The following is a 21628-nucleotide window of genomic DNA, read 5'->3' on the forward strand; positions in this document are numbered from 1 at the left end:
TGCGTTCGTTTCACGTGAAACGTTGGCGGTGGGACCGTCGGGCATCGATCACTCCTTAATTGAACACAGCACAAGCCGGGCCTCGACCACATTCGGTCAACGTCGATGGTGTTTGCGAGGGAGCCTTTGCGCACGAACAACAATGGTCGGCGTTGGCACTACGTCACCTCCGCATTCGAGTATCTCTAGCTTGCCAGCACCCGCCTCGGTTAGGGAAGCAGCCTCGCGGGTGAGTTCGTCACGTGCCGATGATCCTTTGAGCGCAAGCATGCGGCCGTTCTCATGAACGAGCGGAAGGCACCACTTTGCGAGCTTTCCGAGTGGCGCGACGGCGCGGGAAACGGCCGCGTCGGCGCCACCGGCCTCCTTGATAACGCCGGGTTGCTCGGCTCGTCCCCGGACGACGACTACGTCCAGGCCAGCCGACTCTATGAACTCGACGAGAAACTTGGTGCGCCTCAGTAGCGGCTCGACCAACGTCACGCGGAGATCCTGCCGAGCAATCGCGAGGGGGATACCGGGGAGTCCAGCGCCGCTACCTACGTCGACGACGGTCTCTCCCTCGCCGAGCAATTCAGCGACCACTGCGCAGTTGAGGATGTGGCGATCCCACAGCCGCGGGACCTCTCGCGGTCCGATCAACCCGCGGACGACTCCGTCGGTCGCCAAGGCCTCCCAGTACCGTTCCGCCAACTCCAACCTGTCTCCGAAGACGGCTGTCGCGTTGGGCAGCGGCTGCCGGTCGTGCGGGTCTGGTTCCACGTGAAACATCCTCCATTCCTCCGCATCGTCCGTTGAAATCACAACCCGGTAATTCGCGCGGTTGACGTTCGGTGTGCGGGGCACTGAAAAGGCCCCCGGCCTAACGCCGGGGGCCTGTCCATACTTTCACTGCACTGCCGCGGGCGGCACCAAATGAACTGCCGCGGGCGGCACCAAATGAACTGCCGCGGGCGGCACCAATTGCACCGTCGCGGGCGCAACCAAATGCTCAGTCGCGAATAACAACGACGCGGCGAGACGGCTCTACGCCTTCGCTCTCGCTCGTCACCCCGTCGACCGCCGCGACCGCGTCGTGGACGATCTTGCGCTCGAACGGAGTCATCGGCGCCAGCACCTCGCGCTCGCCGGTGGACAGCACGCGTTCAGCGGCCTCCTTACCGATCGAGGTGAGATCCGCCCGACGCATCGCGCGCCAGCCGGCGACGTCGAGCATCAGGCGGCTGCGGTCACCGGTCGCCTGCTGCACCGCGAGCCGGGTGAGCTCCTGCAGCGCATCGAGCACCTCGCCCTTACGGCCGACCAACTTGGTCAGGTCCTCACCGCCGTCGATGCTCACCACGGCACGGTCGCCTTCTACGTCGAGGTCGATGTCACCATCGAAATCGAGAACGTCGAGCAACTGCTCGAGGTAATCGCCGGCGATCTCCCCTTCCTCGATCAGCGCCTCTTCGGCGTCGTTGTCGAGGCTGCCCTCGACGACCGCCGTACTCGTTGCCGCATCGTTCGCTGCCGTCTCTGTTGCGACATCATCCGCCGTCGGAATCACAGCCTCATCGCCTCCGTCGTCTGTCATGGCTTGTTCGGTCATCGCCGTCTTCCCTCATCACGCTTCGCGATCGCCGCTCGGCGATCGCGGATCAGCGTCGCTTCTTCTGGTTCGCCTTGCCGCGGTTACCCGGCCTGGACTGGCCACCGGTCTTGCGTTGGCCCTGGGCGCCCTTCGCCGGCGCCTTCTTTGCAGGGGTGCTCTTGCCCGCCGTCGATCCGTCGCCCGACCCAATCGTGTCGTCCGTCGTTTCGTCGCCGGCCGCCGAGCCCGCGGATGCCTTCTTGGTGTCGGTTGGCTTCGCGCCCGGCTTAGGTCGAGCACCAGGTTTCGGCGCGTTGGACGCGCGCCGCTCGATGGCCTCCTGCTTCTTGGCCTCTTCTTCCTGGTCGATCTTTCGGAAGACGATGTGCTGCTGCGCGTAGGTCCAGATGTTGTTCGAGACCCAGTAGATGATGATCGCGATCGGCAGGAACGGGCCACCGACAAGCACGCCGAGCGGGAACACCCACAGCGCCAGCTTGTTCATGATCGCGGCCTGTGGGTTGGCCGCGGCCGCCGCGCTCTGGCGCGCGACCGAAGCCCGAGAGTTGAAGTGCGTCGCAAGGCTCGCAATGACCATGAGCGGGACCGCGACTGCCGCGATTTCCCAACGGGTCGGGACACCGCCGAAATCGGAGTAGGCGGCCAGCGACTCGGTCGGCTGGGTGATCCACGCCGAGATCGGCGCGCCGAACAGACGCGCGGAAAGGAAGGACTGGACCTCTTCCGGGCTGAAGGCGTAGTTGCCCAGCTGTGCGTTCTCCTCGGGGGAGAGGCCAAGCTGACCGAAGCCGGTACCGGTTCGGTTGAAAGACCGCAGCACGTGGAACAGGCCGATGAACACCGGCGCCTGCACCAGCACGGGCAGGCAGCCCATCAGCGGATTGAAGCCGTGCTCGCGCTGCAGCTTCTGCATCTCGAGCGCCATGCGCTGACGGTCCGACCCGTACTTCTTCTGCAGCGCCTTGATCTGGGGCTGCAGCTCCTGCATCTGCCGAGTAGTGCGGACCTGCTTCACGAACGGCCAGTAGAGGAACAGCCGCAGTGTGAAGACAAGGAACATCACGGACAGCGCCCACGTGAAGCCGTTGTCCGGACCGAGGACCGCACCGAAGACCTGGTGCCAGACCCACAAGATCCAGGAGACCGGATAGTAAATGAAATCGAGCACGGCGCTAGGTACTCCTCTGTTCGTTCACGCCCGCTACAGAGAGCGAGCCGGATGAAGTCTGCGGGGCACAGGTATGTCCGTGCTGGGATCGGTTCTTGCGCTCCGGAACCGGATCCCACCCACCAGGGTGCCAGGGGGCGCATTTTGCCAGCCGCACCACGGTCAAGAACAGACCCCGTACCAGGCCGAACTCGCGCAGCGCGGTGACCGCGTACTCACTGCAAGTCGGGGTGAAGCGGCAGGTTGGAAGCCGCAACGGCGAGACGAAGTTTCGGTACAACTCGATCGTGAAGATGACGATCCGTGCCGGCAATGCCCGCACCGATCCCACGATCGAGGATGCGCTCATCGTGCGGCGTCCGAGTCCAGCAACTGCAGCTTTGCGAGCCCGCCGCGAACCTGGCGCTCGAGCTCGTCTGACGAGGCTGTCGCCGCGCCCGGCAGAGCGCGAATCACAACATCGATATCGGAGGCGAGACCGGGGCGGAGTTCGGCACAAACATGCCGAAGCCGGCGCGCCACCCGACGACGGACGACGGCCGGCCCAACGGACTTACTGACAATCAATCCGAACCTGGGGCCGCCGAATCGCACGTCGGCTACCGGTTCACTGGCAGAGCAGTCGAATCCGTGCACGACGAGATCACGTCTCCCGATCCGTTTGCCGCGGCGCACCGTCCGGGAGAAATCTGCGTGATGATGCAACCGATTCGGCTCAGGAAGCACCCCGAGCGTCCGAGCGGTGCTTAAGCCCTTATCAGGCAGTCAGCTCGGCGCGGCCCTTGCGGCGACGCGCCGAGACAATTGCACGACCGGCGCGCGTGCGCATCCGGAGACGGAAGCCGTGAACCCGCGCCCGACGACGGTTGTTCGGCTGGAACGTCCGCTTGCCCTTGGCCACGGTGAACTCCTCGAATATCGGCACCTGTCGGTGCCCTAACTGATGGACAAAATCTTTGGTCTACCTGCGATGGGATCGGCCCGGACGGCTAGCGGGATTCGCGACGGTGTCTTGCGGCGATGTCAGCGATCCTGGTCAGCACGGAACGGCCACCTCATCGAGGGCGACCTTTCGAGGATACTGAAGCCCTGCCGGTAGGGTCAAACCAGGTCCCAGGCGAATCTTCTTGAACCTATCTGTGATTTCCGCAACGTATACGTAATACCGCTGCTACGTTCGCTTGCATGCGTGTGCCGTCGGACACGACCTTTCCGCGACGCGAGAGCGGCTGTAGCCGCCGTCGTCGATGGCGGGACAACGGACGGCACTGTACGGACCTTTGCTAACCACAGTCGGTGTGCCTACCCGGGGGGCGTGACGCCTTCGGCTGTCCGCACGACTGACACTGCAGGCCAACGGCTTGTTCTTCGAGATTTCTCCAGCCTGATTACTAGTGCTGTCGTTTTCCACATCTGTGGATAATTGTGTGGACATACCTCTCAGGTGGCATCATTCATGGTTCCCGAAGGCGACCGTTGGAGCGGAGCCTGCGCAGCGACCAGGACGCATAGTCTTTGCCGGGCGGGGAGATCGCGAACGCAACGGCGCGTTCCGCGGCTCGATGTGAGACGACGACGGCGTGCGGGTTTCTCGCACGACTCGACCCGGGAGGATGCGCTGTGGAAGACGAACGGCCTTTGTTGTCCGACGTATGGCCGGATGTCGTCGTAGAACTGACCCAAGGGTCTCCCGACGGCTCGATCCCGCCGGTCTCCGGTGCACAGCGCGCCTGGCTCCGGCTGATCACTCCACTGTCGGTCGTCGAAGGTTTCGCGCTCCTCGCAGTTCCCTCGGAACTAGCCCAGGAAGCTGTGGAACGCGATCTTCGCGAGCCGATCCTCAAGTCACTCGGCCGGCGTCTCGGTTCTCGGGTCGAAGGTCTCGGTGTCCGGGTACGTCAGACCGATGAACCCGACAGCGCGAAGAGCAACGGCGTCGCGGCCGCATCGACCGCTCCCGCCCGCGAGCCGATCTCGAACGGGCATCAGGCCTCGAACGGACATCAGGGCCAGGCCGCCGACAACGGTTATCAACCCGTCGCAGCCATCGTGGACACAACCTCGGATACCGGCTTCGCCCTGCCGCCGGAGAGCCACGACTCGCCCACCGACTGGGAACGGCGCCGGCTCGATGCCACGCCCGCTGCCGCCTACGACGACGACGATGAGGTCGACACCATCGCCGCCGAGCCCTGGCCGACGTATTTCACCAGGCCGGTGAACGGCAATCAGTCCGCAGACCGCGGGGCGACGACCCTCAACAACAAGTACACCTTCGACACGTTCGTGATCGGCGCGTCGAACCGGTTCGCGCATGCAGCCGCGGTCGCGATCGCCGAGGCGCCGGCCCGCGCCTACAACCCGCTGTTCGTCTGGGGCGCGTCCGGACTCGGCAAGACCCACCTGCTGCACGCGGCCGGCCACTACGCCCAGCGGCTGTTTCCCGGCATGCGGGTCAAGTACGTCTCCACCGAAGAGTTCACCAACGACTTCATCAACAGTCTCCGTGACGACCGCAAGGTGGCGTTCAAGCGCCGCTACCGCGAAACCGATGTGCTGCTCGTCGACGACATCCAGTTCATCGAGGGTAAGGAAGGTATCCAGGAGGAGTTCTTCCATACCTTCAATACGCTGCATAACTCGAACAAACAGATCGTCGTGTCCTCCGATCGGCCGCCGAAGCAGCTGACAACCCTCGAGGAGCGCCTGCGGACGCGGTTCGAGTGGGGCCTCATCACCGACGTGCAGCCGCCGGAGCTCGAGACCCGGATCGCCATTCTGCGCAAGAAGGCACAGATGGACCGGCTCGATGTGCCCGACGATGTGATGGAACTTATCGCGAGCCGGATCGAACGCAACATCCGCGAGCTCGAGGGCGCACTGATCCGGGTGACAGCCTTCGCCTCGCTCAACGGGGCGCCACTGGACCTCACCCTCGCCGAGATCGTGCTTCGGGATCTCATCCCGGACACCTCCGCCGTGGAGATCAGCGCGGCGACGATCATGGCGGTCACCGCGGAGTACTTCAAGATCTCCATCGACGACCTCTGCGGGCCCGGCAAATCCCGTCCGCTGGCCCAGGCCCGCCAGATCGCGATGTACCTGTGCCGCGAGCTCACCGACCTGTCACTGCCCAAGATCGGGCAGACCTTCGGCCGCGACCACACCACGGTTATGTACGCCGACAAGAAGATTCGCAAGGAGATGGCCGAGCGGCGGCACATCTACAACCAGGTGCAGGAACTCACCGCGCGCATCAAACAGCGCTCGAAGCGCTGACATGAGTCCAGATCCCGCTCCGGATGACGTCCGGGGCGGGATTTTTTGTGCCATTCACACCTGTGGATAAGCGTGTGGAGAAAGGCGGACAGATTGGGGATGAACTCGAGGAATCCTCGAGGAATCCTCGAGGAAAACCGCTAATGACCTCGAGGAATGCACAGCGGAGACGATTGCTCCTCGAGTTTGTTACGAAAGTATCACCAAGCCGACACGGCCTCGAGCAGCACGTTCGACGGCAGTCCACAGATTCCACACCCCCTAATACTGTGATGGATTTTCATCTCTAGAAAAGCTCCTTAAAAGCAGGGTTGTGAGCAAGCGCCGGTGCACAGCCAAAACCGCCCGCCCGGCGTCCCGGAGAGCGGTTTGTCGGAACCCGCCAGAACGCATAGCGTGTTGGTCTGCTGCGTGACAGACTTCGTCCGTGCCAACTCGCGAGCACCCCACTCGTGACATGTCGGGGCGGGAGTCGCCACCGCGAACCGCGCAGTTACCCTCACCGCCGAACTACCCAGATGGCGTGCCAACCACACACCCGACCGAGAGGAATCCTCGACCGATGGACTCTGCGAGCATGAAGTTCCGAGTTGCTCGAGAGGATTTCGCGGATGCAGTGGCCTGGGTGGCGCGCAGTCTCCCGTCACGGCCGCCGGTTCCCGTGCTCGGTGGAGTGCTCCTCGTCGCGGATGACAACGGGCTCTCGGTTTCGGGATTCGACTACGAGGTGTCCGCGCAGATGCGGCTCTCGGCAGAGGTCGCGGGTCCGGGCGAGGTGCTGGTCTCGGGCCGCTTGCTCGCCGACATCACCAAGGCGCTACCGGCCAAGCCGGTCGACGTGGCGGTCGATGGCGCTCGCGTGCTGATCACGTGTGGCAGTGCCAAGTTCTCGCTGCCGACCATGCCGGTCGAGGACTACCCGCAGCTCCCGGCACTGCCCGAGCGCACCGGCGGAATCGCGCAGGAACTGTTTGCCGAGGCAGTCGGCCAGGTCGCTGTCGCGGCCGGCAAGGACGACACGCTTCCCATGCTCACCGGTATCCGGGTCGAGATCGAGGGCGGTGACGTGGTTCTTGCCGCGACCGACCGATTCCGCCTCGCAGTGCGCAAGCTGACCTGGGACCCGGCGCGTCCCGACGTGACCACCGCTGTCCTGATCCCGGCCCGCACTCTGTCGGAAACCGCGAAAACCCTTGTCGGAACATCGGATTCGGCGGTCGAACTCGCGCTCGGCAGCGGTTCGGCGATCGGCAGCGACGGCCTCCTCGGCATCGTCAACGAGGGTCGGCGCACCACCACCCGGCTGCTCGATGCGGAATTCCCGAAGTTCCGGCAGCTGCTGCCCAAGGAGCACACCTCGATGGCTCTCGTCGAGGTCGCACCGCTGATCGACGCGATCAAGCGTGTCGCCCTGGTTGCCGAGCGTGGGGCACAGGTGCGTCTCGAGTTTTCCGCGGACGGGCTGCGGCTCACCGCGGGTGGCGACGATGCCGGCAAGGCCGAGGAACGCCTCGAGGCCGACTTCTACGGCGAGCCGCTGACCATCGCCTTCAACCCGGGCTACCTCACCGACGGGTTGACTGCGCTGCACACCCCGCGGGTGTCATTCGGGTTCACCACGCCTAGCCGTCCCGCGGTGCTGCAGTCCGCCGACGATGCCGAGCTGACCCCGGATGCCTCCGGCACGTTCCCGGCACCCGACCGCGATTACACCTATCTGCTCATGCCGGTACGTCTGCCCGGCTGAGGCCGGTGTTCGTACGCAGGCTGTCGCTGGCCGACTTCCGGTCCTGGCCCGAGCTCGACATTTCGCTCGAGCCGGGACGGACCGTATTCGTCGGCTCGAATGGGAACGGCAAGACCAACATCCTCGAGGCGCTCGGGTATCTGGCGTCGCTCTCGAGCCATCGGGTCGCGGCGGACGCACCGCTGATTCGGCAGGGCGCCAGCCAGGCCCGGGTCGGGGCGACCGTGGTGAACGAGGGTCGTGAACTCACCGTCGATGTCGAGCTGAACAGCGGCGCGGGCAACCGCGCCAGGATCAACCGTTCGCCGGCACGGCGACCGCGCGAAATTATCGGAATTCTGCGCACGGTGCTGTTCGCGCCCGAGGATCTGTCCTTGGTTCGCGGCGACCCGTCCGAACGACGCCGATTTCTCGACGAACTCGCCACCACTCGTAGACCCAGGATCGCCGCGGTTCGCGCCGACTACGACCGGGTGCTGCGCCAGCGCGGCGCACTCCTGAAAACCGCCGGCCGCGGGCGCGCTCGCTCGGGTGAAGCAGAACTGAGCACGCTCGACGTCTGGGACGGACACCTCGCCACGCATGGCGCCGAGTTGCTCCTCGAGCGGTTACGCCTGGTCGGGGTGCTCGAGCCGCAGCTGGCGGAGGCGTATCGCTCGATCGCGCCGGAGTCACGTCCGGCGACCGTGCGATACCGCAGCAGCCTCGGTGATGGGCTGCCGCCGGAATTCCTCGATCCGGCGCGGGAGCCGGCACCCGATGACCGCGAACTGCTCGAGGCGATCTTCCTACAGCAACTCGCCGTGGCCCGGCCACGTGAACTCGAGCGCGGGGTGTGCCTGGTCGGTCCGCATCGCGACGACCTCGACCTCGTGCTCGGCGACACGGGAGCGAAGGGGTTCGCCAGTCACGGCGAATCCTGGTCGTTCGCACTGGCTTTGCGCCTCGCATCCTTCGAGTTGCTGCGTGTCGAAGGGGCCGAGCCCGTACTGTTGCTCGACGATGTATTTGCCGAATTGGACCGGCGTCGACGCAGTGCGTTGGCTGCCGTCGCGGCAGGTGCGGAGCAGGTGCTGATGACCGCAGCGGTCCCCGAGGACGTGCCTGGGGAACTCGAGGCGACCCGGATCGGAGTGGAGACCACGACCATGGAATCGGGCCGAGTGTCCCGGCTCGTGGTCGGTGATGGTGCGGAGGAGGTCAGTAGGTGAATCCTGACGACAGCGCATCCGAGCAGCGTTCCGCGGAGAATGCAACGGGCGCAGCCGGTGGAGAGAACACTGCCAATTCCGCGAGTCCATCGCCTCCTTCCGGCAGCGATATCGCCCGGCGCGCCCTCGAGGAGGCCCGAGCCCAGGCGCGCGCCAGCGGGAAAGCGGTCGGTCAGGGAAAGGCCTCGCCACGGAAGGCCCGTCCGGCGGCCGTGCGGCGTTCACGCGGCTGGTCGGGGCCTGGTCCGGATAACCGAGACCCACAGATGCTCGGCAGCCTGGTGTCGGGGATGGCGCGCAGTGCCGGATGGTCGGACAAGTTCGCGGAGGGAACCGTTTTCGGTCGGTGGCCGGCGGTGGTTGGAACCGATGTGGCCAGTCACTGCGCGCCGACCGCGCTGCGGGAGCGGGTTTTGCACGTGTCCGCGGAATCGACGGCCTGGGCGACGCAACTGCGGCTACTGCAGCCGCAGATCCTCGCCAAGATCGCTGCCGCGGTAGGAGATGGCGTGGTCACGGGGTTGCGGATCACTGGGCCCGCGGCGCCGAGTTGGCGCAAGGGTGACCGGCATATCCCCGGTCGAGGGCCGCGCGACACCTATGGCTGACGCGGCCGGCAGTCGTGGGGGCGGACAACACGAGTGGCCGCAGAAACGAGCGTGACCCACATCCGGTCTCGGAAAGTCGTCCGAAATTGCGCCTGCGGGCCAGTCAGGCGGCTTCCCGGGGTGTCAAGGTACCGCTACTACCCCTACGTACCAGTAGGATGAGAGATACCGGCGCCGAGCCGACCTTCCTGCGTGTGAGCGCCGTGGATCGCCGCTGCGCCATCGCGCCGGGAAGTGGACGAGTCGAGAAGGAGAACCGGGGAGAGTGGCTGCGCAGAAATCTGGCAAGAGCGACGGCGCGAAGAGCGAATACGGCGCCTCGTCCATCACCGTCCTCGAGGGACTCGAGGCGGTCCGCAAGCGCCCCGGCATGTACATCGGCTCCACCGGCGAGCGCGGTCTGCACCACCTGATCTGGGAGGTCGTCGACAACTCTGTCGATGAGGCGATGGCCGGTCACGCGACCCAGGTGGACGTGACACTGCTCGCCGACGGTGGCGTGCAGGTCGTCGACGACGGCCGCGGCATTCCCACCGGAATGCATGCCTCCGGTGTGCCCACCGTCGAGGTGGTCATGACTCAGCTGCACGCCGGCGGCAAGTTCGACTCCGAGTCCTACGCGGTCTCGGGTGGTCTGCACGGTGTCGGCATCTCCGTGGTGAACGCGCTCTCCAGCCGCCTCGAGGTGGAGATCGACAACGCCGGCTACCACTGGAACCAGGTGTACAAGGACGCGGTACCCGGCGAGCTCGAGCAGGGCGACGCGACCAAGCGGACAGGTACCACCATCCGGTTCTGGGCCGATCCCAATATTTTCGAGACCACCGTCTACAACTTCGAGACGGTGTCGCGCCGCCTGCAGGAGATGGCGTTCCTTAACCGAGGCCTGACGATCACTTTCACCGACGAGCGCGTCAGTGATGATGACATCACCGAAGAAGTGGTGAGCGAGACCGCGGAAGCGCCGAAGGCAGAGGGCGAGGCGCCCGTGCACAAGGTCAAGTCCCGCACCTACCACTACCCGGGTGGCCTCGAGGACTTCGTCCGCCACATCAACCGCACCAAGCAGTCGATTCACAACTCCGTTGTGGGCTTCACCGGGAAGGGCACCGGGCATGAGCTCGAGGTCGCCATGCAGTGGAACTCCGGCTACAGCGAGTCGGTGCACACGTTCGCCAACACGATCAACACGCACGAGGGCGGCACGCACGAAGAGGGCTTCCGCGCGGCGCTGACCACGGTGGTGAACAAGTACGCCCTGGACAAGAAGTTGCTCAAGGAGAAGGACGGCAAGCTCACCGGCGACGACATCCGCGAGGGTCTCGCGGCGATCGTCAGCGTGAAGGTCGCGGAACCGCAGTTCGAGGGCCAGACCAAGACCAAGCTCGGCAACACCGAGGTCAAGTCGTTTGTGCAGCGCACCTGCAACGAGCACCTCGCGCACTGGTTCGAGGCGAACCCGGCTGACGCGAAGACGATCGTCAACAAGGCGGTGTCCTCATCCCAGGCCCGAATGGCTGCGCGCAAGGCTCGTGAGCTGGTGCGCCGCAAGAGCGCGACCGACCTCGGCGGTCTGCCGGGCAAGCTCGCCGACTGCCGATCCAAGGATCCGAGCAAGTCCGAGATCTACATCGTGGAGGGTGACTCCGCCGGTGGCTCGGCCAAGTCTGGCCGCGACTCGATGTACCAGGCGATCCTGCCGCTGCGCGGCAAGATCATCAACGTCGAGAAGGCCCGCATCGACCGCGTCCTCAAGAACAACGAGGTGCAGTCGATCATCACCGCGTTCGGCACCGGTATCCACGACGAGTTCGACATCGCAAAGCTGCGCTATCACAAGATCGTGCTGATGGCCGACGCCGACGTGGACGGTCAGCACATCTCCACGCTCCTGTTGACCCTGTTGTTCCGCTTCATGCGTCCGCTCGTCGAACACGGCCACGTCTATCTCGCGCAGCCGCCGTTGTACAAGCTGAAATGGCAGCGGTCCGAACCCGAGTTCGCGTACTCCGATCGCGAGCGTGACGGGATGATCGAGGCCGGGCTGGCCGGGGGCAAGAAGATCAACAAGGACGACGGCGTACAGCGTTACAAGGGTCTCGGCGAGATGAATGCCAAGGAACTGTGGGAGACCACGATGGACCCCGCGGTCCGGGTGCTGCGCCAGGTGACGCTCGATGACGCCGCGGCCGCCGACGAACTGTTCTCGATCCTGATGGGCGAGGACGTCGAGGCGCGGCGCAGCTTCATTACCCGTAATGCCAAGGACGTTCGCTTCCTCGATGTGTAGGCGCCCCGCGTGACACGAATGAATTTCGCGCGCGTGCGCAACGGATTCCAATCCGTGCGCACGACCCTTAAGGAGATTTCATGACCGACACCACGCTGCCACCGACCGGGGGAACCTCGGGCGATCGCATCGAGCCTGTCGACATTCAGCACGAGATGCAGAACAGCTACATCGATTACGCGATGAGCGTGATCGTGGGCCGGGCGCTACCCAACGTCCGCGACGGGCTCAAGCCTGTGCACCGCCGGGTGCTCTACGCGATGTACGACAACGGCTACCGCCCCGATCGCGGCTACGTGAAGTCCGCGCGCCCGGTCGCCGAGACGATGGGTAACTACCACCCGCACGGCGACGCGTCGATCTACGACACCCTCGTGCGCATGGCCCAGCCGTGGTCGCTGCGTTACCCGCTTGTCGACGGCCAGGGCAACTTCGGTTCCCGCGGCAACGACGGGGCGGCCGCGATGCGGTACACCGAGTGCCGGCTGACGCCGCTCGCGATGGAGATGCTGCGCGAAATCGACCACGAGACAGTCGATTTCATCCCAAACTACGACGGCCGCTCGCAGGAGCCGACGGTTCTGCCGAGCCGTGTGCCGAACCTGCTGATGAACGGCAGCGGCGGCATCGCGGTCGGTATGGCGACGAACATCCCGCCGCACAACCTCAACGAGCTCGCCGAGGCGATCTACTGGGCGCTCGAGAACTTCGACGCCGACGAGGAAGCCACGCTGGCGGCGTGCATGGAGCGGGTCAAGGGCCCGGATTTCCCGACCTACGGCCTGATCGTCGGTGGCCAGGGCATCCATGACGCTTACACCACCGGTCGCGGGTCGATCCGTATGCGCGGTGTCGTGGAGATCGAAGAGGACAACCGTGGCCGGACCACGATTGTCATCACCGAGCTGCCGTACCAGGTCAACACCGACAACTTCATCAACGGCATTGCCGAGCAGGTGAAGGACGGCAAGATTGCCGGCATCTCTGACATCCACGACGAGTCTTCGGACCGCGCGGGTATGCGGATCGTGGTGACGGTCAAGCGCGACGCGGTTGCCAAGGTGGTGCTGAACAACCTCTACAAGCACACCCAGCTGCAGACCAGCTTCGGTGCGAACATGCTCTCGATCGTGGACGGCGTGCCGCGCACGCTGCGTCTCGATCAGATGATCCGGCTCTACGTCGAGCATCAGTTGGACGTCATCGTCCGGCGTACCCGCTACCTGCTGCGCAAGGCGGAGGAGCGGGCCCACATCCTGCGTGGCCTGGTCAAGGCGCTTGACGCGCTTGACGAGGTCATCGCGCTCATCCGCCGTTCGCCGGACACCGAGACCGCGCGCACCGGCTTGATGGATCTGCTCGAAATCGACGAGATCCAGGCCACCGCGATCCTGGATATGCAGCTGCGTCGCCTGTCTGCCCTCGAGCGGCAGAAGATCATCGACGAGTTGGCCAAGATCGAGGCCGAGATCGCCGACCTCAAGGACATTCTCGACAAGCCGGAGCGACAGCGTGCCATCGTTCGCGACGAGCTCGGGGAAATCGTCGAGAAGTACGGCGACGAGCGGCGCACCAAGATTGTCGCGGCTGACGGCGATGTGACCGACGAGGATCTGATCGCCCGCGAGGACGTTGTCGTCACGATCACCGAAACCGGTTACGCCAAGCGCACCAAGACTGATCTCTACCGTTCGCAGAAGCGTGGCGGCAAGGGCGTGCAGGGTGCGGGGCTGAAGCAGGACGACATTGTCAGCCACTTCTTCGTCACCTCGACGCACGACTGGCTGTTGTTCTTCACCACCAAGGGCCGGGTGTATCGGGCCAAGGCGTACGAGCTGCCGGAGGCCAACCGAACCGCGCGTGGTCAGCACGTGGCGAACCTGCTCGCATTCCAGCCCGACGAGCGCATCCAGGGCGTCATCAAGCTGAAGTCCTACGAGGATGCGCCGTACCTGGTGCTCGCCACCCGCAACGGTCTGGTCAAGAAGTCCAAGCTCACCGACTTCGACTCCAATCGCTCCGGCGGCATCGTGGCGATCAACCTGCGCGGTGAAGACGAACTGGTCGGCGCCGTGCTGTGCTCGGCGGAGGAGGACCTGCTGCTGGTCTCCGCCAAGGGGCAGTCGATCCGGTTCTCCGCGACCGACGAGGCGCTGCGCCCGATGGGCCGGGCGACGTCCGGTGTCCAGGGCATGCGGTTCAACGAGGATGACGAGCTGCTTTCGCTCAACGTCGTCCGCGAGGAGACCTACCTGCTCGTCGCGACGGCCGGTGGTTACGCCAAGCGGACCGCGATCGAGGAGTACACCGCACAGGGGCGCGGCGGGAAGGGCGTGCTGACGATCCAGTACGACCCGAAGCGTGGCAGCCTGGTCGGCGCCGTCATCGTCGACGATGATGACGAGTTGTACGCGATCACATCGGGAGGCGGTGTCATCCGCACGGCCGCGAAGCAGGTTCGTAAGGCCGGCCGACAGACCAAGGGAGTGCGGTTGATGAATCTCGGGGAGGGTGACACGCTGCTCGAAATAGCACGTAATGCCGACGAGCCCGACGAGGTGGCGCAGAACGGCGCCGACCCAGCCAAGGAGTCCAAGTGAGCACTCCGAACCACCCGAACGACGCTGCTCGTCTTTCCGGTGAGGACGTGACCCCTCGGGGGCAGTCATCCGAGGCGGGGGCTGTAGGGCAGCAGCCGACGGAGGCAATCCACAACGTGCCCGGCCAGGCTCAGGAAAAGGGCCCCGGTCAGCCGCCGTGGAAGCAGGAACCGCAAACGAACCTGCAGCGGCCCGGTACGGCGCCGGTGGTAGGTCGTCCTGCGTCCGGCGGCAACGGTGTCCCGAGCCGCGGCCGGACTCCGAGCGAGGTCGAGCGGGCGGCGCAGAAGCAGGTCAATCGCACGAAGGCCGCGGTCATCGACGGGCCGACGCGCAACCTGGCTCGCCCGCAGCTGAACAAGGACATGCCGGATCTGTCGGCGGCGCGGCATCCCGGGTCCGTTGACCCGGACCTGCCGATGTACACGCCGGCTCGTGGTTCCGCGTCTGTTGCCGCAGCGGCAACCCCTGATCCGCTGCGCGCGACCGTTCAACTGCGCCGCATCGACCCGTGGACGACACTGCAAGTGTCGTTGGTCATATCTGCCGCGCTGTTCCTGGTGTGGATGGTCGCGGTCGGTCTGCTCTACGGCGTCCTCGACGGGATGGGCGTCTGGGAGCGGCTCAACAACGCGTTCACCGACATCGTCTCCGACGGGTCGTCTGACGGGCTGATTTCCGCAGGTCAGGTCTTCGGCTATGCCGCGGTCATCGGGCTGATCAATGCGGTGCTGCTGACGGCGCTCGCCACGATCGGATCGTTCATCTACAACCAGTGCACGGACCTGGTCGGCGGGATCCAGGTAACCCTCGCTGATCCGGACTAGCCATCCCAGAAGTACCGCCCGGGGCCGTTTTGGTTCTTCGCGCCCCGGTGCGGTAATCTTCTGCCTCGGTTCAGGGTGGTGAAAATGCCACCGGAACTGGTACGGGCCTATAGCTCAGGCGGTTAGAGCGCTTCGCTGATAACGAAGAGGTCGGAGGTTCAAGTCCTCCTAGGCCCACTCCCCGGCAGTCCCACGTAGGGTGGATGACATGAAAATTGTCCTCACTCTGGGTGCCGCGGTAGTCGTGCTTATCGGACTCATCAAGCTGCGCTCGCAGCAGGGAAAGTCCGATGTCTGGCACGATGCCACGACCGGCTGATCGCACTGGATCATTGGTCAAGGGGCCTTAGCTCAATTGGCAGAGCACTGCCTTTGCAAGGCAGGGGTTAGGGGTTCGATTCCCCTAGGCTCCACCCACTCGCATGTTCGGCCGTTCGGCCATTGAAATCTCGTTCGAATTCTCTGGGCATAGCCCCTTTGCGGTGCTAGCCTCCCCTCGAGGGAGGATATATGAAACCCAAGGTAACAGTAAGTTTGCCCCAGCACGAGGCGGTCATCGTCGGTGCCGGCTTCGGCGGCATGGGTGCCGCGATCGCACTGAAGCGCTTGGGAATCGATGACATCGTCATCGTTGAGCGTGAAGACGATCTCGGCGGCACCTGGCACGTCAACCGCTATCCCGGGCTCGCTGTGGATATCTCGTCCCTGACCTACTCGTACTCGTTCGAACCCAATCCGTACTGGTCGAGGCTGTTTGCGCGCGGCGATGAGCTCAAGCGCTACGCGGACCACGTCGCCGAGACCTACGACCTGCGCCGGCACATGCGGTTCTCCACGTCCGTACAAGGCGCGCGTTGGGACGAGGAAGCACAACACTGGGTGGTGGCGCTGGACAAGGGCGAGCCTGTTGCCGCACGTTTCCTGCTCACCGCCACCGGTTTCTTGTCGCAGCCGCACACGCCGGACATCCCGGGTATCGACACGTTCGCCGGAAAGATCATCCATACCGCGGACTGGGACGACTCGTTCGACCTGCACGGCCACCGTGCCGCGATGATCGGGACGGGTGCCACCGCAGTGCAACTCGTGCCCGAAGTAGCGCGCCAGGTGGACGAGTTGACCGTCTTCCAGCGCACACCGATCTACGTGGTGCCGAAGGTCGACACGCCCATTCCCGGTGTGGTGCAGGAGCTGTTCGCGCGGGTGCCGCTCACCCAGCAGGTCGCGCGGCTCGCGAACACGGCCATGCTCGAGGCGATGATGGTGACCAGCGTGCTGCACTTCCGGCAGGCGAAGGTGTTCAACCACGCCGCCGCGTTGCTTGCAAAAGCACATCTGCGCGCACAGGTTCGCGATCCCAAGCTGCGCGAGAAGCTCACCCCGGACTACGACTTCGGCTGCAAGCGGCCGACGTTCTCCAACGAGTACTTCCGCACCTTCAACGCACCGCACGTCCATCTCGAGACCGAGCGGATCGAGCGGATCGAGCCGGACGCGATCGTCACCGCCGATGGTGGTCGCACGGAGATCGACACCTTGATCCTGGCCACCGGGTTCAACCTGTGGGACGTGAACTTCCCGGCGATCGAGGTGATCGGGCGGGACGGTCGCAACCTAGGAAAGTGGTGGCGCGACAATCGGTTCCAGGCCTATGAGGGTGTTGCAGTGCCGCACTTCCCGAACTTCCTGACACTGGCAAGCCCGTACTCGTACAGCGGGCTGTCGTACTTCACCACGATCGAATCGCAGATGCGCCACATCCGGCGGCTGCTCAAGGAGCTGAGCCGCCGTGGTGCGAGCACGTTCGAGGTGACCGAGGAGGCCAACGCGGAGTTCCTGGATCGGATGACCGAGCGCCTCGGCGACTCGGTGTTCCACCTCGGCTCGTGTGCCACCTCGAACAGCTACTACTTCAACCCGCACGGCGAGGCGGTGATCCTGCGGCCGACGTCGACGATCAATGCATTCCGCGAGGCGAACAACTTCCCGCTCGACGACTACGCGTACGCCTAGCTCGCGATTGGTGCGTGCTGACTCAGGACGTCGCCCGGATCGTTTCCCGTGAAACCATTCGCGGCACAGTCGATCGATCCGCTCAGGCGCGGGCGAGCAAAGCGTCGAGGGCGGCGAAGGATTCGTTCATCCCGCCTTCCATCCCGGACTGGATCATGCCGTCGCGTTCTTCCTTCGTGAAGAACACGTCGTCGAGGACGACCTTCGTCCGGCCATCGCCGAGGTCGACAAACTTCGCGGATTCGATGCACGGGTGGCCGGGCATGCCGTCCCATTCGAAGGTCTGCTCGTAGGAGTAGTCCTTGGCGGCGATATCGCGGAAGCGGCCCTCGAAACCGTCGATGCCATCCTTGTGATGCTCGACGAAGCGCCAGTGCCCGCCGCGCTCGAACTCCCACTTCTCGACATCGAGCTTGTTGCCGCGGCCCCACCATTGCGCCAGCAGTTCGGACTCGGTGTAGGCGGCCCAGACGCGGTCGCGGGAGGCGTTGAATACGCGTTCGACGTGGATGTCCCGTTCGCCGGGCGTGGTCATCTGATACTCGTCGTTCTTCTGCGAGGTCATCGATCCTGCTCCGTTCGCTCGAGGAATTGTTCGAGACGATCCAGCCGTTCCTTCACCACCGTGCGGTAGTCGAGGAGCCAGGCGGCCTCCCGATCGAGCGGGTTGTCCCCGAGGCGGCAGTACCGCACCCGGCCCCGCTTTTCGGTGATGACCATGCCGGCGTCCTCCAACAGCGCCACGTGCTTCTTCATGCCGGTGAGGGTCATGTCGAAACGCTCGGCGAGCTCGGTGATCGACGCCGGTCCCCGCCGCAGCTGCTCGAGGATTCCCCGCCTTGTGGGGTCGGCGAGTGCTGCGAAGGAGGTGTCGAGACCCAAATACTGAACCATCCAGTTCAGTATTGCGCGATCCCGAGGGGATGTCAACCAACCGACGCTGGCAGACTTGACGTTTCGTGCGCGGGGGGAAGCTCACGAGGGGAGCAAGGAGATGCAAAGGGCGATCGCCGCTGCCTTTTTGGCGGTGCTGACGACCGCGGTGACCGGGTGTGGAGCGGCCGACCGGGAGGTGCAGGCGAATTTCGTATCCGCTGCCGACCCGTCGGTGACATCTGTTGTGCCGCAAAGCGTTACGAAGACAACGGTGCTACGTCCCGTCGATGCCGGCGGTCATCCGGCCAAGGGGTGGTCCGTCGAGCACAAAGCATCCGCGCCGCCGATCGACTGCTCGCGTCCAGAGCCGTCGCCGAGCGCGCGGAGCAACGACGTTTTGCTCTGTCCGCCGAACACCGCCATCGCCGACGCATGCTTCGCATCGGCAGACGCTGGGCGCGCCTTGTGCCTGGTGGATCCGTTCTCCAACACGGTCGTCGAGTACACGACGACGGGTCAATTCGCGCAGGTCGGCGCACTGACCGACCCGCGGCCGATCGCCTTGATTCTGGAGAACGGCGATCGGTGCCGGCTGCGCGTCGGGGGTACGTCACCCGCACCGCAGGTCGAACCCGGCTACGTCGTCTACTACAGCTGCGCCGCAAGTGAAACTGCCGCGATCTGGGGTGAGCGATCCGACGACGGGATCAATCAATCCCTCGCGACGTGGACCGTCGATTACGGCAACGACTCGGGCGCACTGACCCAGCAGGCTGTGGTCGAGGCGTTCTACACCGGGCGCGCGGACTAGTTCGAGCGCAGGTCAGCTGTCCTGTCGGACACTGATGCGAACATATGTTCGTGTCGGACAGCGGTCAGTCGGATAAAAGCAGGGGTGAGTCGGGCAAACGCGGCCGCGATCGTATCCGGACGCGTGCCGAGGCGACCATCCTGCACGCCGACCTGGATTCGTTCTACGCCTCCGTCGAGCAACGTGACGATCCGAGCCTGCGCGGTCGCCCGGTGATCGTTGGTGGCGGCGTTGTGCTCGCGGCGAGTTACGAGGCGAAGGCGTACGGGGTGCGGACGCCGATGGGTGGCCGGCAGGCGTTGGAGTTGTGCCCGCAGGCGATCGTCGTAAGGCCGCGCATGGCCGCCTACTCGGAGGCGAGCAAGGCGGTCTTCGAGGTCTTCTCGCAGACCACGCCGATCGTCGAGGGCATCTCGATCGACGAGGCCTTTCTCGACGTCGGCGGCCTGCGCAAGATTGCCGGCCCGCCGATCGACATCGCGCGCAAGCTCCGCGACGACGTACGCGATCAGGTAGGACTGCCGATCACGGTCGGCGTCGCGTGCTCGAAATTCGTAGCGAAGGTCGCCAGCGCTGTTGCGAAACCGGATGGACTACTGGAGGTTCCGGCCGGTGGCGAGCTGGACTTTCTGCATCCGTTGCCGGTGGAACGTCTGTGGGGCGTTGGTGTGGTGACGTCAGCGAAACTGCGCGATCACGGCATCACCACCGTCGGCCAGCTGGCGCATGTCGGCGAGCGCGGCCTGGTCTCCATCCTCGGGCGGGGATCGGCGCGGCATCTGTACGCGTTGGCCTGGGCGCAGGATCCGCGTCGAGTGGAGACGGGGAAGCGCCGCCGGTCGATCGGTTCGCAGCGGGCGCTCGGCCGCCGTCACCGTGCGGATGACGAACTCGAGGCGATGATCGCCGGTATCGCCGACCGGCTGGGCAAACGCATACGCGCGGCCGAGCGGGTCTGCCGAACAGTGGTGCTGCGGCTTCGATTCGACGATTTCGGTCGTGCGACGCGGTCACACACCCTGGCCGAACCCACCGCCAATACGCAGACGATCCTCACCGCGGCACGGCGTTTGCTCGAGGACGCGCTGCCGATGATTCACGAACGTGGCTGCACTCTGGTCGGGCTGACCCTCACCAACCTCGACGACGACGGCGCGGTGCAACTCGTGCTGCCGTTCGACCCGTACGCCGGTGGTTCGCTCGACACCACGCTCGACAGCCTGCGCGATCGGTTCGGCAGTACCGTGGTCACCCGGGCCGTGCTGCTGGGTCGGGACCAGGGCATCAGTGTGCCGCTGCTACCGGATTGACCGGCGGCAGCGGCACAGGGCTCAGGACTGCATCTGCGCTGTTACGACGCCGTCTGCGCGGTGAGGCCGCCGAGCCCGATGACGTACTCCTGCGTCTCCTCGTCGAAATTGATGTAGTACGTCTGCGGGTAGAGCCCGGACTTCTGGTAAGACTCGGGTTGCTTGATCTGTTCGTTCACCGTCGGCTTGGTGAGCAGGTAGTCGCGGGTGATCATCGGCTCGATGAAGGTGTTCTCCCCGTTCCACGCACCGGTCAGCAGAACCTCAGTGAAGTCGTACGGCTGGCCGGGCACGATCGGTTCGGTGCTATCCACGTAATGCGCCCCCATCGCGGGCACGACCCCGTTGGGCACCGGTACATAGTCCTGCGCAACATATTGCGGGGCAGGAAGATTCGCGGCCTGTGCCGCGAACTCCGGGTTGGCCGGGTTGATTTCCGTTAGTGACGCCATATCGGTCAGATAGAAGTGGATGTCGAAATGCGGCTTGTCGAATACCCCGGGTGGCTCATGGCCCTGCGCGTTCCAGTCGACCATGACGTGATCGAATACGGTCTCCGAAGCTTGGTCCGGGAAGTCGACCATGTGCATCACGCCGGGCGGTGGGGACAGGGGATCGGTGATCACCTCGGTGGTCAGGCCATTCAATGCATCGGCGGACATCCGGACACCGACATCGGTGGCATTGCCGTCGGCATCGACGATGGTGAATGCCTTGACAGTCCCGTCGCCCAGGTCCGCGGAAGGACCGAAGTACGTTTCGGGCTCGTTGTTGTCGTCGCTACTACAGGCGAGAGGGAGAGTCAGTGCCGCGGCAGCGGCCAGCACCAACCCTGCGGTACGGCGGGAAGTGGGAGAACGCATCGGGGAGTCACCTCTGAAGGGGAGGACGCTGGGCACCGGTGATGAAAATGTCGCGCCCATGCGGCCGTGCGGCCGCATGGTGCCGGCCGCACTGCTGCGCCCGACCCGTAACAACGTGAAGCCCACACGATCCCCGAGTCGGACGAGCTTCGTCACAGCAAATCTGTGACCCGCCCATAATGCGCGTTTCAGGCGCTTCAGTTGGGCTTATTGCGTGGATTTGTTTGCCGACAATTCGCCGCTCGCGGGCGCGGACGGAATGGCTGTGCTGCTTCGCATTCGTCCAAGAAGTTGTCAGACCACGAGCGGAGGATGGATGTCGAAAACTAGTGGCTGTATTCGACGTTTCGATAGAAGGTTGAGACAGGGAGAAAGCGGCGAAAGGGACATCCGAAACGCGGACACTCGTTGACCGCAATACCGGGCAGGCT

The 21628-nt window shown here is 64.7% G+C and carries 19 protein-coding genes and 2 tRNA genes; 12 read left to right on the plus strand and 9 right to left on the minus strand.

Going from position 1 to position 21628, the window contains the following annotated elements; all coding sequences use genetic code 11:
• Positions 1-96: 96 nt before the first annotated feature.
• From rsmG to rpmH, 6 genes are all read right to left on the minus strand, one after another.
• Positions 97-771, minus strand: coding sequence for a 16S rRNA (guanine(527)-N(7))-methyltransferase RsmG (gene rsmG / locus A8G08_RS16220; protein ID WP_068276221.1), 675 nt, complete (start codon positions 769-771; stop codon positions 97-99).
• Between the two features lie 220 nt (positions 772-991).
• On the minus strand, positions 992-1591 hold the full coding sequence (locus A8G08_RS16225; protein ID WP_068276127.1) for a Jag family protein: 600 nt from the start codon (positions 1589-1591) through the stop codon (positions 992-994).
• A 49-nt stretch (positions 1592-1640) separates the two neighbouring features.
• Entirely contained in the window at positions 1641-2762 is a 1122-nt protein-coding gene (gene yidC / locus A8G08_RS16230) for a membrane protein insertase YidC (RefSeq protein ID WP_068276131.1), read from the minus strand.
• A gap of 4 nt (positions 2763-2766) precedes the next feature.
• Positions 2767-3111: a membrane protein insertion efficiency factor YidD gene (gene yidD, locus A8G08_RS16235; protein ID WP_068276134.1), complete on the minus strand. Its 345-nt coding sequence runs from the start codon at positions 3109-3111 to the stop codon at positions 2767-2769.
• Positions 3108-3488 (minus strand): ribonuclease P protein component, encoded by a 381-nt coding sequence (rnpA, locus tag A8G08_RS16240; RefSeq protein WP_068276139.1) that lies wholly within the window; start codon positions 3486-3488, stop codon positions 3108-3110. The genes yidD and rnpA overlap by 4 nt, the downstream gene beginning before the upstream one ends.
• Positions 3489-3519: 31 nt before the next feature.
• Positions 3520-3663, minus strand: coding sequence for a 50S ribosomal protein L34 (gene rpmH, locus A8G08_RS16245; RefSeq protein ID WP_005516618.1), 144 nt, complete (start codon positions 3661-3663; stop codon positions 3520-3522).
• Between the two features lie 773 nt (positions 3664-4436).
• On the opposite strand from rpmH, the gene dnaA reads away from it, so the two are divergent.
• The 10 genes from dnaA (at position 4437) to A8G08_RS16295 (ending at position 17337) form a co-directional block, all read left to right on the plus strand.
• Positions 4437-6041 (plus strand): chromosomal replication initiator protein DnaA, encoded by a 1605-nt coding sequence (gene dnaA, locus A8G08_RS16250; protein WP_425394569.1) that lies wholly within the window; start codon positions 4437-4439, stop codon positions 6039-6041.
• Positions 6042-6603: 562 nt separating this feature from the next.
• Positions 6604-7788, plus strand: coding sequence for a DNA polymerase III subunit beta (dnaN, locus tag A8G08_RS16255; RefSeq protein ID WP_068276145.1), 1185 nt, complete (start codon positions 6604-6606; stop codon positions 7786-7788).
• A 5-nt stretch (positions 7789-7793) separates the two neighbouring features.
• Positions 7794-8999, plus strand: a complete 1206-nt coding sequence (gene recF, locus A8G08_RS16260) for a DNA replication/repair protein RecF (RefSeq protein WP_068276149.1) — start codon at positions 7794-7796, stop codon at positions 8997-8999.
• Positions 8996-9607, plus strand: a complete 612-nt coding sequence (locus A8G08_RS16265; protein WP_084436363.1) for a DUF721 family protein — start codon at positions 8996-8998, stop codon at positions 9605-9607. Before recF ends, A8G08_RS16265 begins: the two co-directional genes overlap by 4 nt.
• Positions 9608-9872: 265 nt before the next feature.
• Complete coding sequence (gyrB, locus tag A8G08_RS16270) at positions 9873-11897, plus strand: DNA topoisomerase (ATP-hydrolyzing) subunit B (RefSeq protein ID WP_068276152.1); 2025 nt, start codon at positions 9873-9875, stop codon at positions 11895-11897.
• An 80-nt stretch (positions 11898-11977) separates the two neighbouring features.
• Positions 11978-14497: a DNA gyrase subunit A gene (gene gyrA / locus A8G08_RS16275; RefSeq protein ID WP_068276154.1), complete on the plus strand. Its 2520-nt coding sequence runs from the start codon at positions 11978-11980 to the stop codon at positions 14495-14497.
• A complete protein-coding gene (locus tag A8G08_RS16280; RefSeq protein WP_187344476.1) occupies positions 14494-15324 on the plus strand; it encodes a DUF3566 domain-containing protein in 831 nt (276 codons plus the stop codon). Before gyrA ends, A8G08_RS16280 begins: the two co-directional genes overlap by 4 nt.
• Before the next feature lie 103 nt (positions 15325-15427).
• Positions 15428-15501, plus strand: a tRNA-Ile gene (locus tag A8G08_RS16285).
• A 163-nt stretch (positions 15502-15664) separates the two neighbouring features.
• A tRNA-Ala gene (locus A8G08_RS16290) sits at positions 15665-15737 on the plus strand.
• Between the two features lie 97 nt (positions 15738-15834).
• Complete coding sequence (locus A8G08_RS16295; RefSeq protein ID WP_068276159.1) at positions 15835-17337, plus strand: flavin-containing monooxygenase; 1503 nt, start codon at positions 15835-15837, stop codon at positions 17335-17337.
• 82 nt (positions 17338-17419) lie between these two features.
• On the opposite strand, the gene A8G08_RS16300 is transcribed toward A8G08_RS16295, so the two are convergent.
• Both A8G08_RS16300 and A8G08_RS16305 read right to left on the minus strand, forming a co-directional pair.
• Complete coding sequence (locus tag A8G08_RS16300) at positions 17420-17902, minus strand: SRPBCC domain-containing protein (protein WP_068276162.1); 483 nt, start codon at positions 17900-17902, stop codon at positions 17420-17422.
• Positions 17899-18231, minus strand: coding sequence for an ArsR/SmtB family transcription factor (locus tag A8G08_RS16305; RefSeq protein ID WP_068276165.1), 333 nt, complete (start codon positions 18229-18231; stop codon positions 17899-17901). Before A8G08_RS16305 ends, A8G08_RS16300 begins: the two co-directional genes overlap by 4 nt.
• Positions 18232-18331: 100 nt before the next feature.
• Here A8G08_RS16305 and A8G08_RS16310 point away from each other — a divergent pair, with 100 nt between their 5' ends.
• Both A8G08_RS16310 and dinB read left to right on the plus strand, forming a co-directional pair.
• Entirely contained in the window at positions 18332-19024 is a 693-nt protein-coding gene (locus A8G08_RS16310; RefSeq protein ID WP_084436365.1) for a hypothetical protein, read from the plus strand.
• Positions 19025-19068: 44 nt separating this feature from the next.
• Positions 19069-20334, plus strand: a complete 1266-nt coding sequence (gene dinB, locus A8G08_RS16315; protein ID WP_068276168.1) for a DNA polymerase IV — start codon at positions 19069-19071, stop codon at positions 20332-20334.
• A 41-nt stretch (positions 20335-20375) separates the two neighbouring features.
• Here dinB and A8G08_RS16320 read toward each other — a convergent pair whose 3' ends face one another.
• Positions 20376-21197 carry a DUF5602 domain-containing protein gene (locus A8G08_RS16320; RefSeq protein ID WP_068276171.1) on the minus strand — a complete coding sequence of 274 codons (822 nt, stop codon included), beginning with the start codon at positions 21195-21197 and terminating at the stop codon, positions 20376-20378.
• Positions 21198-21628: the final 431 nt, after the last annotated feature.

It is taken from the genome of Aldersonia kunmingensis, from assembly GCF_001646865.1.
GTDB lineage: Bacteria > Actinomycetota > Actinomycetes > Mycobacteriales > Mycobacteriaceae > Aldersonia > Aldersonia kunmingensis.